Below are 12,008 nucleotides of genomic sequence, written 5' to 3' on the forward strand. Positions count from 1 at the left end.
TTGTGCGGGACCTAACCACCATGGCCCGCCTGTGCCAATCCCAAACCATCGGCGCAAGCTTTTTGCAGTTGCGAATATGCATTGCACGTGACCGGGGGCCGCCCTTTCCTTTACGGCCTCCGTGCGTTACTTGAGCAGCATTATAGTTGTGCGATCCGGGAGGCACCCATGGCCATGACGATGAACGGCGAAGTTCAGCTTGCGGCGCCGCGCGAGGCCGTGTGGGACAAGCTCAACGACCCCGAGGTGCTGAAGGCCTGCATCCCCGGCTGCGAGGAGCTGGAGAAGACCGACGACGGCGGCTTTCGCGCAACGGCGAAAATGAAGGTTGGCCCGGTGTCCGCGCGCTTCAAGGGCAAAGTCATGCTCTCCGATCTCGACCCGCCCAACGGCTACAAGATCTCCGGTGAGGGTGAGGGTGGGGTGGCCGGCTTCGCTAAGGGCGGCGCGGCCGTCAGGCTCGCGGAGAAGGACGGCGGCACACTGCTCTCCTACGACGTCGAGGCGCAGATCGGCGGCAAGTTGGCGCAGCTCGGCCAGCGCCTGATCAACGGCGCCGCCAAGAAGCTGGCCGACGAATTTTTCGCGAACTTCGCCAAGGCGGTACAGGGCTAAAGGCTATCGCCTTTGGACATGGCGCCTTGCGTCCGGGGCGATGTTGCTCCCGGGCATAATGGCCCATATGATGGGTCGGAATAATTATAAGAACCGCTTCGATGGGACCCGTCGGGGCGCTGATAGAGAGTGCTTATGGCAAAAATCTCCCTCATCGTGAACGGCAATCCAGTCACGGCCAATGTCGATCCCCGCACCCTCCTGGTGCAGTTCCTGCGCGAGAATCTGCGGCTGACCGGGACCCATGTCGGCTGCGACACCTCGCAGTGCGGCGCCTGCGTCGTGCATCTCGATGGCAAGGCCGTGAAGTCCTGCACCACGCTGGCGGTGATGGCCGATGGCCACGAGGTCAAGACGATCGAGGGGCTCGCCGCGGATGGCGCGCCGTTGCATCCGATGCAGGAGGCCTTCCGCGAGCATCATGGCCTGCAGTGCGGCTTCTGCACGCCCGGCATGATCATGACCGCGATCGACATCGTGCATCGCAAGGGCCATGAGCTCGACGACCACACTATCCGCGAAGAGCTGGAAGGCAATCTCTGCCGCTGCACCGGCTATCAGAACATCGTCGCCTCGATCACCGCCGGTGCGAAGGCGATGGCCAAATCCGATCTCGCGTAGACCGCGCGCGCATTCCGCGATCAGGACACACCCATGTATGAATTCAAATATCATCGCCCCGGCACCGTGCGCCAGGCGGCCAATCTCCTGGTGAAGAACGAAGACGCCAAGGTGATCGCCGGCGGCCACACGCTGATTCCCGTCATGAAGCAGCGCCTCGCCAGCCCGCCGCATCTGGTCGACCTCTCTCACATCGAGGGGCTCGACACGATCGAGATGAAGGGTCGCTCGCTGGTGATCGGAGCCACCGCCAAGCATGCCGAGGTCGCAAGCTCCCCGATCGTCGGCGAGGCGATCCCGGCGCTCGCCAGCCTTGCGGGTGGAATCGGCGATCCCGCCGTGCGTCACAAGGGCACGATCGGCGGCTCGCTCGCCAACAACGATCCGACCGCGGATTATCCGGCCGCCGTCCTCGCGTTAGGGGCGACCATCGTCACCAACAAGCGCCGCCTGAAGGCGGAAGAGTATTTCCAGGGCCTGTTCTCGACCGCGCTTGAAGCCGACGAGATCATCACCAAGGTGATGTTTCCGCTGCCGAAGAAGGCGGCCTATGTCAAATTCCGCAACCAGGCTTCGCGCTACGCGCTGGTCGGCGTGTTCGTGGCGCGGCGTCCGTCGGACGTGCGCGTCGCCGTCACCGGTGCCGGCTCCGAAGGCGTGTTCCGCGTCACCGCGTTCGAGGAGGCCCTGAAGAAGCGCTTCTCGTCGAAGGCGCTTGACGGCATCGTGATGCCGGCCGAAGGCCTCAACAGCGACATCCACGGCAGCGCCGAGTACCGTGCGCATCTCATCGGCGTGCTGACGCGCCGCGCCGTCGATGCCGCCAATGCCAAGGAATGAGCTGACCTCATTCCGCGGCCCAAACTGTCCCCGGTGAGGGCGTAGCGAGACTGGCTTTTTCATGACTTCAGCGGCCAATTCTTCCGGTGCTTTGCCGGCATCGGTCGATGCGATGCTCGAACTCCTGACCTCGTGTGGCTACCTCGCCGAGCGGTCGCTGGCCACGGTGACCTATCTCTCGCTGCGCATGGGCCGGCCGCTGTTCCTGGAAGGCGAGGCCGGCGTCGGCAAGACCGAGATCGCCAAGGTGCTTTCGGCGGCGCTGCGGCGGAAATTGATCCGCCTTCAGTGCTACGAGGGCCTTGACGTCTCCTCCGCGGTCTATGAGTGGAACAGCGCCGCGCAGATGATCGCGATCCGGATGGCGGAAGCGGCCGGCGACACTGATCGCGACCAGCTCTCGAGCGACATCTTCGCGGACCGTTACATGATCAAGCGGCCGCTCCTCCAGGCGCTGGAGCCCGACGTCGCCGGTCCGCCGGTGCTGCTGATCGATGAACTCGACCGCGCCGACGAGGCGTTCGAGGCGTACCTGCTCGAAATCCTCAGCGACTTCCAGGTGACGATCCCCGAATTTGGTACCGTGAGGGCGCCGCACCCGCCGATCGTCATCATCACCTCTAACCGCACCCGCGAGATCCACGACGCGCTGAAGCGGCGCTGTCTCTATCACTGGGTGGATTATCCCGCCGCCGAGCGCGAGCTCGCGATCGTCAAGACGCGCGTGCCCGGCATATCGGCGGAACTTTCGGAGCAGGTCGTGCGCTTCGTCCAGGCGCTGCGCAACCAGGACTTCTACAAGTCGCCGGGTGTCGCCGAGACCATCGATTGGGCCACCGCTTTGTCGGAGCTCGACGCCCGTTCGCTGACCCCGCAAGTGGTCGGCGATACGCTGGGCGCGCTGCTCAAATACCAGGACGACATCACCCGGATGCAGGGCGATGCCTTGCAGAAGGTGCTGAAGGACGCCACGAGCGAGTCGTAGGTCCGTCGTTCCGGGGCGCGACGCAGTCGCGAACCCGGAATCTCGCGCCGCAATCTCTGGATTCCGGGTTCGCCGCTTGAGCGGCACCCCGGAATGACGGAGAGAGGGATTAGACCATGGCTATCAACCATCTTGCCCCGGAGCAGACCGAGCAGTTCGCCGACAACATCGTCGGCTTTGCCCGCGCGCTGCGTGCGGCGGGGATGCCGGTGGGCCCAGGCGCCGTCATCGATGCGATGAGCGCGCTCCAGGTGATCGACATCGGCAGCCGCACCGATGTCTTCGCCACGCTTGAGGCCATCTTCGTCAAGCGCCACGAGCATGCGCTGATCTTCAAGCAGGCTTTCAACCTGTTCTTCCGCGCCTCTGAAGAGTGGAAGCATATGCTGGATTCGGTGCCGCTGCCGGAGCAGGCCAGGAAGAAGCCGCAGGCAGGCTCCCGCCGCGTGCAGGAGGCGATGTCGCAGCCGCGCATGACGGAGACGCCGCAGCACCAGGAGCAGGATCTGCGCCTGTCGGTCTCCGACAAGGAGATCCTCCAGAAGAAGGACTTTGCGCAGATGAGCGCGGCCGAGATCGCCGAGGCGCTTCGCGCCGTCGAGCGGATGCGGCTGCCGCAAGCCGAGCTCCTGACGCGCCGGCGCCGGCCCGATCCACGCGGGCTACGCCTCGACCTGCGCCGCACGCTCCGAGCATCTTTACGCACTGGCGGCGACATCATCGACATCCATCGCCTTGGACGGATCGAGAAGCCCGCGCCGATCGTTGCGCTGCTCGATATCTCGGGCTCGATGAACGAATACACCCGCCTATTCCTGCATTTCCTCCATGCCATCACCGATGCGCGCAAGCGCGTCTCGGTGTTCCTGTTCGGCACCCGGCTGACCAACGTCACCCGCGCGCTGCGCCAGCGCGACCCTGATGAGGCGCTGGCGAGCTGCTCGGCGTCGGTCGAGGATTGGGCCGGTGGCACGCGGATCTCTGCCTCGCTGCACAACTTCAACAAATTGTGGGCGCGGCGCGTGCTGAGCCAGGGTGCCATTGTGCTGCTCATCTCCGACGGGCTGGAGCGAGAGGCCGATTCCAAGCTGGCCTTCGAGATGGACCGGCTGCACCGATCCTGCCGGCGGCTGATCTGGCTGAACCCGCTGCTCCGGTTCGGCGGTTTCGAGGCCAAGGCGCAGGGCATCAAAATGATGCTCCCCCACGTTGACGAATTCCGCCCGGTACATAATTTGAGTTCGATCCAGGAGCTGATCACCACGCTCTCCCAGCCGCTGCCGCCGCATCACCGCAGCCTGATCCGCTCCGCAGCTTGAGAGGCCACCCATGCTCGATCGCGACGAGGATATTATGAAGGCGGCGGAGGACTGGCAGAAGGCGGGCCGTGGGGTTGCGCTCGCCACCGTCGTGGAGACCTGGGGCTCGGCGCCGCGTCCGGCGGGCTCGAGTCTCGTCATCAATGACGAGGGCACGTTCTTGGGCTCCGTCTCCGGCGGCTGCGTCGAGGGCGCCGTGGTCACCGAAGCCATGGACGTGATCGAGAGTGGCAAGCCCAAGATGCTGGAGTTTGGCGTGGCCGACGAGACCGCCTGGAATGTCGGGCTGTCCTGCGGCGGCACCATCCGCGTCTTCGTCGAGAAGGTCGGCTAGCCGTGAAGCTCGCGATCCTGCACGAACTCAACGCCGAGCGCGCCGCGCGCCGGCCGGTCATTCTGGTGACGGACACCGAAAGCGGCGAGCAGCGCCTGGTGAAGGCGAAGGACTTTGCCAAAGATCCGCTGCGCGCAGAGCTGGAAAAGCAGCTTCGCGCCGGCAAGAGCGCCAATGTCGAGGCCGGCGGCAAGAAGCTGTTCCTCAACGTCTATGCGCCGACTGCCAAGCTCGTCATCATCGGCGCGGTGCATATCAGCCAGGCCTTGGCGCCGCTGGCGCGCTCGCTCGGCTACGACGTCACTGTGATCGATCCACGCACGGCGTTTGCAAGCCCTGAGCGCTTCCCCGATATTCCGCTGATCGCCGAATGGCCCGACACTGCGCTGCCGCCGCTCAATGTCGATGCCTACACCGCCTTCGTCGCGGTAACGCACGATCCCAAGATCGACGATCCCGCGCTGCTGCACGCCTTCGAGCGCAATTGCTTCTACATCGGTGCGCTCGGCTCGCGCAAGACGCACGCCAAGCGGGGCGACCGGCTGCGGGCGCAGGGCGCGAAAGAAAGCGACATCGCGCGCATCCATGCGCCCATTGGCCTTGCGATCGGCGCGGTCTCGCCGGCCGAGATCGCGGTGGCGATCATGGCCGAGATCACGGCGGTGCTGCGCCTGCCTCCGAAAGAAAGAGAAGAAGCGGCATGAAGTTCGGCCCGGCGAGTCCGAGGGATGCGATCGGCGGGGTGACCGTCCACACCCTGCGCCAGGGACCGCTGGTGCTCAAGAAAGGCACGACGATCGGCCCCACCGAGGTCGAGACGCTGGAGCGCGCCGGCATCAAGCAGATTGTCGTGGTACGCATGGAGGCGGGCGACGTCTCCGAGGACGTTGCGGCCGCCAGCATCGCGCTTGCCGTCGGCGGCGAGGGCATCCATGTCGAGCGCGCCTTCACCGGCCGCGCCAATTTGTTCGCCGCGCGGGCGGGCGTGCTGGTGATCGACCGCGCCGCAGTCGACCGCATCAACAATGTCGACGAGGCCATCACCTTTGCCACGCTGCAGGCGTTCAAGCCGGTGGTCGAGGGCGAGATGGTCGGCACCGTCAAGATAATCCCGTTTGGCATCGGGGAGAGTTTGCGCGATGCCGCGGTGAAGGCCGCCGGCAAGGACGTTCTCAGAATCGCCCCTTACGTCGTCAAGCGCGTCGGCGTGGTCTCAACGCTGCTGCCGGGCCTGTCTTCCAAGGTGATCGACAAGACGCTGCGCGTCACTGCCGAGCGCCTTGCACCGGCCGGCGCCGGCATCGTCGCCGAGCGGCGGGTCCCGCATGAGGAGCAGGCGCTGTCGGCGGCGATCAAGGAGTTGCTCGAGCTGGGGGCTGAGCTCGTGATCGTGTTCGGCGCGTCCGCGATCGCTGATCGCCGCGACGTGATTCCGGCAGCCGTCACCGGCATCGGTGGTGAGATCGAGCATTTCGGCATGCCGGTCGATCCCGGCAATCTGCTGCTGATCGCCCGCGCTGGCGACGTCCCGGTGCTGGGCGCGCCCGGCTGCGCGCGCTCGCCGGTCGAGAACGGTTTTGACTGGGTGCTGATGCGGCTGCTCGCCGGCATCAAGGTGACGCGGTCCGAGCTGATGGGCATGGGCGTCGGCGGCCTCCTGATGGAGATCGTGACGCGGCCGCAGCCGCGCGCAAAACCCGAGACCGAGGGCAACAGTCAGGTCGCCGCCATCGTGCTGGCGGCGGGCCGCTCCACCCGGATGGGCGGACCGAACAAGCTGCTCGCGGAGTTCGAAGGCAAGAAGCTGGTGCGGATCGCCACCGAGCGGGCACTGGCCTCCCGGGCATCCGAGGTGATCGTCGTCACCGGCCACCAGGCCGAGCTGGTCGAGCAGGCGCTGCAAGGCCTGAAGGTCAAATTCGTCCGTAACCCGGATTTCGCCGGCGGCATCGCGAGCTCGGTCAAGGCCGGTATCGCGGCCGTGCCCGAGACCTGCGATGGCGCCGTGGTTTGTCTCGGCGACATGCCGCTGATCGACGCCGGCCTGATCGACCGCCTCATCTACGGCTTTGCGCCGGACCGCGGCAACCTCATTGTCGTGCCCGTCAGCGAGGGCCGCCGCGGCAACCCGGTGCTATGGTCGCGTCGCTTCTTTAAGGAGTTGATGACGCTCGACGGCGACGTTGGCGCGCGACACTTGATCGCCAAGCACACCGAAGCGGTGGCCGAAGTGCCCGTCGACGGCGAGAGCGCCTTCCTCGACATCGACACCCCGCAGGCACTGGAAGCGGCACGGCGCGGATGACAGTGTCGTAGCAACCCTCGCAAGTCGCCCATTTCAACCGCCCGTTCACCATCTGGAAACGACCGCCGCTTAGAGTCGCCTTCGCCTGCCTTGGGGGGAGGGGTTTTTCCATGGCTTCGAACGTCGTCGCGCGCCGTTGCGCGATGTTTTTCTTTGCTCTCTCGGTTTGTGTCTCCGGCGCCCGTCACATCACAGAAGCTCACGCCGCCGGTGCCATTGCGGTTGGCAAGTGCGGCGCCTATGGCCAAGCCTATGATTACGGCGCCGAGCACGAGGCCCGCGCCGTGGCACAGAAGCAGTGCAAGGGTGATTGCACCACCGTCACGATGAAGCGCGCCTGTGCTGCGATGTCGGTCGATCTCGTCAACCCGTGCGGCGCCTATGGCTATGCCGTCAAACCGAAGATCTCGGCGTCGCTGAATGCGGCGACGCGCGAATGCTACAAATACGGCGACAAGGAATGCGTGATCCGCGCCTGGGCCTGCGACGCCAAGGGTTGATCCCTCGAGCGCTGAATCTTCTTGCCGTCATTCCGGGGCGATGCGTAGCATCGCGCGTGGAATGACAGTTAGGAATACACATGCAGTTCGACACCAAGATCGCCATCGTGATCCGCACCGATCTTCAGGCCTGGCAGAAGCTCAACATCGCGTCTTTCCTCACCAGCGGCATCGCCGCGGCCTTTCCGGAATGTATCGGCGAAGCCTATGAGGACGCCTCGGGCACGAAATATCACGCGCTGATCGGCCAACCGATCCTGATCTATGGCGCGGATGGTCCGGCATTATCACGCGCGCTCGACCGGGCACTGACACGCAACGTCAAACCGGCGGTCTATACCGAGGACATGTTCAAGACCACGCACGATGCCGCCAATCGCGAGGCGGTGAGGGGCGTGGCGCGCGCCGAGCTCAATCTCGTCGGCATCGCGATGCGTGCCGAGCGCAAGGTGATCGACAAGATCGTCGACGGTCTGAAGTTTCACAGTTGAATTTAGCTGCTGGTGTTTCACCTCTCCCGCTTGCAAGCGCTGGTGTTTCACCTCTCCCGCTTGCAAGCGGGAGAGGGAACGCACCTCACCCCGGCGGCATGCCATCGAACTTTAGCAGGCTGGGGTCGAGGCGGTCCCAGTCATGGCCGCGCGCGGCGAAAGTGACCGCCTGCGGCTTGTAGCGGGCGGGCTCGTCGAGGCTTGCGGCGCGGATCGTGAAGACGTCGGGCTGTGCCGCGAAGGTCATGTACACAGGCACGCCGCATTGCGTGCAGAAACCACGCGTCTTGACGTTGCCGCTGTCGGCGACCATGTCCCAATGCTTAGCCTCGCCGGTCACCGTGACGCCGGCGCGTGCGAACGTCGCGTACGAGCCATGCCCACTGCCGCTTTCCCGCTGGCAGTCGCGGCATTGGCAGTGGTTGCTGAACAGCGGCTTGCCGGCAATCGAATAGCGGATCGCGCCGCAGGCGCAGCCACCGGTATAGGGTTTGTCCATCGCGATATCTCCTCACTTCTCGCCGCTGATCTCGTCGAGCTGTCTGACGACCTTTTTCCAGCCGCCGCTCATCACGTTGTAGGCCGACTCGTTCCTCGGCATGACGAAGCCCGCATGGATCAGGCGGATCCGGGTGCCGGCTTCGACCGGAGCGAGGGACCAGGTCACAACGGTGTCGAGCGGCGCGCCGTAACCGGTGTTGCGCTCATCGCCGCCTTTCCAGGCGTAGACAAGACGCCTGTTGGCCACCACCTCGAGAACCCGGCAATGAATGACGCCGTCCCAGGCGCCGCCCGGGGTGGTCTGGAATGTGAAGGTGTTGCCTTCAACCGGCTCGAAGCCAGTCGGCTTCATCAGCCAACGCCCGATCAACTCGGCACTGGTCAGCGCCTTCCAGATCGTCTCCGGCGCATGAGGGAGCACTTCGTCAACGACGATGTCCCGGACGATATCTTGGGTCTCGGCTTTCAACTCGGCTGCACTCACGGATCGATCTCCTTCAAGAGGTCACGCAGGTTCTGGAAGCGCTCGCGCCAGAACACGCCGTAATGGTCCATCCAGGTGACCAGGGGCTCGAGCCCTTGCGGCGCGGCGCGGTAGTAGACATTGCGGCCCTCGGCGCGCTCGGCGACGAGGCCGGCCTGCTTGAGGGATTTCAGGTGCTGCGAGATCGCGCCCTGGGTCACGCCGCTGCCGCGTGTCAGCTCGGCGACGCTGATTTCCCGGCTGTCGAAGACGCGTTCAAATACGGCGCGGCGGGTCGGATCGGCGAGGGCGCGCATCACGGCCGTTACGGGGTTGGGGGTGGCTTCCATCATGAGAGACGCATTAGCATACACTAATTCATTAGTAAATGCTAATTCGTCGCGTCTAGTGCGATTCCGTCACCTATTGACGATGACTGACTAGTCAGTCATGAATTATGCATGACGAAGAAGCCAGCCAGAACGATCGCATCCGCGGCTCAAGCCGCAAGCCAGGCACCCGAAGCCGGCGCTGAGGCCGAGGCCCGCGTTTCAAATCGGGCCGCCCGCGCGGCGGAGCGGCGCGCCGCGATCGTGGAGGCGGCGATGGACGAGTTCATCGCGCGCGGCTTTGCCGCGACCCGGCTCGACGAAATCGCCAAACGAGCCGGCGTCGCCAAAGGCACGATCTACCTGCACTTTAAGGACAAGGAATCGATGTTCGAGGAGCTGGTGCGCACCGTGATCGTGCCGGTGGTCACGCGCCTTACGACGCTGCCGCCGCCGACCGGAACGGTCCGCGACCTTGTCGAGACCTTCGCCAGCAACTTTCTGAAGGAGGTCATCGGCACCAGGCGCGGCGACCTCGTGCGCCTGATCGTGGCGGAGGGGCCGCGCTTTCCGTCCGTTGCCGATTTCTACTACCGCGAGGTCGTCTCGCGCGGAATCGCGGGCATGCGCGCGCTGATCGAGCTCGGCATCGCCCGTGGCGAGATCCGCGAGAAAAATCTCGCGCGGTTTCCCCAGATCCTGGTTGCGCCCGCGATGATCGCGGTGATTTGGCAGAGCTTGTTCGCACGGCACGCGCCGCTCGACGCGCAGGAGATGCTGCGCGTCCATCTCGATTTGATTTTTGGCGAACGGAGGACGACATGAGGTCGTCGCAAATCATGTCTGACCTCATCCTGAGGAGCGCGGAACGCGCGTCTCGAAGGATGCAGGCCCGGCTGTGGCTCCTCGCCCTTCGAGAGGCCGCGGAGCCTGTCATCGGGCCGCGCTCCGCGCGGACCCGTTGGCGGCTCCTCAGGGTCAGGGGGCGACAGCTGTCGCGCCTTTGCTCGATCGTGGTTCTGGCGATCGTAACCTCGCTTGGCGGCTGCAAGGAGAAGCGCGATCCCGGCTTCCAGGGCTGGGTCGAGGCCGACATGATCTTCGTCAGCCCGGACGAAGCCGGCCGGGTGACCAAGCTCAATGTCCGCGAGGGCGACGAGGTCAAGGTAGGCGATCACCTCTATTCCGTCGATGACGACCTCCAGCTTGCCGATCTCAACCAGCAGAAGGCGACGCTGGCGAATGCGCAGCAGACCTATGACCGGGCGGCCTCGCTGAGCAAGACCGGCTCCGGCACGCAGGCCAATCTCGATTCTGCTGTTTCGGCTTTACGGGTGGCGCAAGCGCGGGTGGCGACGTCGGAGACGCGGCTAGCGCGTCGCAAGGGCTTTGCGCCGGTCGCAGGCACCATCCAGCAGATCTATTTCCGCGAGGGCGAGATGGTGGCGGCGCAGCGGCCGGTGCTCTCGATCATGCCGCCCGGCAACATGAAGCTGCGCTTCTTCGTGCCGGAGACCGAGCTGCCGAAGCTCGCCATCGGGGACACAGTGCGCATCGCCTGCGACAATTGCGCGGCCGATCTCACCGCAAAGATCTATTTCATCGCGACCTCGGCCGAATACACCCCGCCCGTCATCTACAGTCTCGATGAGCGGAACAAGCTGGTCTATCTGATCCAGGCGCGGCCCTCGCGCCCCGACGCCTTGCGCGTCGGACAGCCGATCAACGTCTATCTCGATCCGAAGACACCGGTGGCGGATAGGCGATGAGCGGCGGCAACGGCATCGCGATCGACGTCAAGGGCCTGACCAAGTCGTTCGGGGGCCGCGAGGTCGTGCACGATCTGTCGATGCAGGTGAGGCGCGGCTCGATCTACGGCTTCCTCGGGCCGAACGGCTCGGGCAAGACCACCACCATTCGCATCCTCTGCGGCCTGCTCACGCCCGACAGCGGCGAGGGCACCTGCCTCGGCTACGACATCCGCCGCGATGCCGAAAAGATCAAGCGCCAGGTCGGCTACATGACCCAGCGCTTCAGCCTGTATCAGGATCTCTCGGTGCGCGAGAACCTCGAATTTGTCGCGCGCCTCTATGGCCTCACTGACGCGCGCGGCGCTGCGCGCGACATGATCAAGCGGCTCGGACTGTCGGGCCGCGAGGAGCAGCTGGCCGGCGAGCTCTCCGGCGGCTGGAAGCAGCGCCTGGCATTAGGTGCCTGCACGCTGCCCAATCCGCAACTCCTGCTGCTCGACGAGCCGACCGCCGGCGTTGATCCCAAGGCGCGGCGCGACTTCTGGAACGAGATCCACGCGCTCGCCGCCGACGGCCTCACCGTGCTGGTCTCGACCCATTACATGGACGAGGCCGAGCGCTGTCACGAGATCGCCTATATCGCTTATGGTCATCTCCTGACGCATGGCACGGTGGAGCAGGTGATCGCCAAATCCGCGCTCACCACCTACACGGTCACGGGCGAAGACCTCAATGAGATCGCGGCCGCGCTCACGGGCAAGCCCGGCATCGATATGGTGGCGCCGTTCGGCACCTCGCTGCACGTTTCGGGGCGCGACGTCGCTGCGCTCGAGGCCAGCATCGGGCCGTGGCGCGAGAGAAGCGGCCTGCACTGGCAGAAATCGTCGCCATCGCTCGAAGACGTGTTCATCGAGCTGATGAGCCGCTCAAAGGACAATTTCCAGTAAGGACAAT

16 protein-coding genes are annotated in these 12,008 nt (G+C 65.0%); 13 read left to right on the forward strand and 3 right to left on the reverse strand.

Annotated features, from left to right (window positions below; genetic code table 11):
- The first annotated feature begins 168 nt into the window (after nucleotides 1–168).
- The 10 genes from IVA78_RS04680 (at nucleotide 169) to IVA78_RS04725 (ending at nucleotide 8,010) form a co-directional block, all read left to right on the forward strand.
- Entirely contained in the window at nucleotides 169–615 is a 447-nt protein-coding gene (locus IVA78_RS04680) for a carbon monoxide dehydrogenase subunit G (RefSeq protein WP_247280730.1), read from the forward strand.
- Between the two features lie 135 nt (nucleotides 616–750).
- On the forward strand, nucleotides 751–1,236 hold the full coding sequence (locus IVA78_RS04685) for a (2Fe-2S)-binding protein (RefSeq protein ID WP_247280731.1): 486 nt from the start codon (nucleotides 751–753) through the stop codon (nucleotides 1,234–1,236).
- A 33-nt stretch (nucleotides 1,237–1,269) separates the two neighbouring features.
- Nucleotides 1,270–2,076, forward strand: a complete 807-nt coding sequence (locus IVA78_RS04690) for a xanthine dehydrogenase family protein subunit M (protein WP_247280732.1) — start codon at nucleotides 1,270–1,272, stop codon at nucleotides 2,074–2,076.
- Nucleotides 2,077–2,137: 61 nt separating this feature from the next.
- Nucleotides 2,138–3,061 (forward strand): MoxR family ATPase, encoded by a 924-nt coding sequence (locus tag IVA78_RS04695; protein ID WP_247464622.1) that lies wholly within the window; start codon nucleotides 2,138–2,140, stop codon nucleotides 3,059–3,061.
- Between the two features lie 116 nt (nucleotides 3,062–3,177).
- Entirely contained in the window at nucleotides 3,178–4,380 is a 1,203-nt protein-coding gene (locus IVA78_RS04700) for a VWA domain-containing protein (protein ID WP_247280734.1), read from the forward strand.
- Between the two features lie 10 nt (nucleotides 4,381–4,390).
- Nucleotides 4,391–4,714 (forward strand): XdhC family protein, encoded by a 324-nt coding sequence (locus IVA78_RS04705; protein WP_247280735.1) that lies wholly within the window; start codon nucleotides 4,391–4,393, stop codon nucleotides 4,712–4,714.
- A gap of 2 nt (nucleotides 4,715–4,716) precedes the next feature.
- Nucleotides 4,717–5,418, forward strand: coding sequence for an XdhC family protein (locus IVA78_RS04710; protein WP_247280736.1), 702 nt, complete (start codon nucleotides 4,717–4,719; stop codon nucleotides 5,416–5,418).
- Complete coding sequence (locus IVA78_RS04715; protein ID WP_247280737.1) at nucleotides 5,415–7,019, forward strand: molybdopterin-binding/glycosyltransferase family 2 protein; 1,605 nt, start codon at nucleotides 5,415–5,417, stop codon at nucleotides 7,017–7,019. Before IVA78_RS04710 ends, IVA78_RS04715 begins: the two co-directional genes overlap by 4 nt.
- Nucleotides 7,020–7,129: 110 nt before the next feature.
- A complete protein-coding gene (locus tag IVA78_RS04720; protein WP_247464625.1) occupies nucleotides 7,130–7,519 on the forward strand; it encodes a DUF4189 domain-containing protein in 390 nt (129 codons plus the stop codon).
- Nucleotides 7,520–7,599: 80 nt separating this feature from the next.
- Nucleotides 7,600–8,010, forward strand: a complete 411-nt coding sequence (locus IVA78_RS04725) for a DUF2000 family protein (RefSeq protein WP_247280739.1) — start codon at nucleotides 7,600–7,602, stop codon at nucleotides 8,008–8,010.
- An 85-nt stretch (nucleotides 8,011–8,095) separates the two neighbouring features.
- On the opposite strand, the gene IVA78_RS04730 is transcribed toward IVA78_RS04725, so the two are convergent.
- The 3 genes from IVA78_RS04730 to IVA78_RS04740 are packed head-to-tail and all read right to left on the reverse strand — an operon-like array spanning nucleotide 8,096 to nucleotide 9,327.
- Nucleotides 8,096–8,509 carry a GFA family protein gene (locus IVA78_RS04730; RefSeq protein ID WP_247280740.1) on the reverse strand — a complete coding sequence of 138 codons (414 nt, stop codon included), beginning with the start codon at nucleotides 8,507–8,509 and terminating at the stop codon, nucleotides 8,096–8,098.
- A gap of 12 nt (nucleotides 8,510–8,521) precedes the next feature.
- Nucleotides 8,522–8,995 (reverse strand): SRPBCC domain-containing protein, encoded by a 474-nt coding sequence (locus IVA78_RS04735; RefSeq protein WP_247280741.1) that lies wholly within the window; start codon nucleotides 8,993–8,995, stop codon nucleotides 8,522–8,524.
- The gene (locus IVA78_RS04740; protein WP_247280742.1) at nucleotides 8,992–9,327 is read right to left on the reverse strand and encodes a metalloregulator ArsR/SmtB family transcription factor; all 336 of its coding nucleotides are present in this window, start codon (nucleotides 9,325–9,327) and stop codon (nucleotides 8,992–8,994) included. Before IVA78_RS04740 ends, IVA78_RS04735 begins: the two co-directional genes overlap by 4 nt.
- Before the next feature lie 108 nt (nucleotides 9,328–9,435).
- On the opposite strand from IVA78_RS04740, the gene IVA78_RS04745 reads away from it, so the two are divergent.
- Genes IVA78_RS04745 through IVA78_RS04755 form a run of 3 tightly spaced genes read left to right on the forward strand, consistent with a single transcriptional unit; the run spans nucleotide 9,436 to nucleotide 12,001 of the window.
- Nucleotides 9,436–10,128, forward strand: a complete 693-nt coding sequence (locus tag IVA78_RS04745; RefSeq protein ID WP_247280743.1) for a TetR/AcrR family transcriptional regulator — start codon at nucleotides 9,436–9,438, stop codon at nucleotides 10,126–10,128.
- Complete coding sequence (locus tag IVA78_RS04750) at nucleotides 10,125–11,072, forward strand: efflux RND transporter periplasmic adaptor subunit (RefSeq protein WP_247280744.1); 948 nt, start codon at nucleotides 10,125–10,127, stop codon at nucleotides 11,070–11,072. Before IVA78_RS04745 ends, IVA78_RS04750 begins: the two co-directional genes overlap by 4 nt.
- Complete coding sequence (locus tag IVA78_RS04755) at nucleotides 11,069–12,001, forward strand: ABC transporter ATP-binding protein (protein WP_247280745.1); 933 nt, start codon at nucleotides 11,069–11,071, stop codon at nucleotides 11,999–12,001. The genes IVA78_RS04750 and IVA78_RS04755 overlap by 4 nt, the downstream gene beginning before the upstream one ends.
- The last annotated feature ends 7 nt before the right edge of the window (nucleotides 12,002–12,008 follow it).

Source organism: Bradyrhizobium sp. 137, from assembly GCF_023074095.1.
Classification (GTDB): domain Bacteria; phylum Pseudomonadota; class Alphaproteobacteria; order Rhizobiales; family Xanthobacteraceae; genus Bradyrhizobium.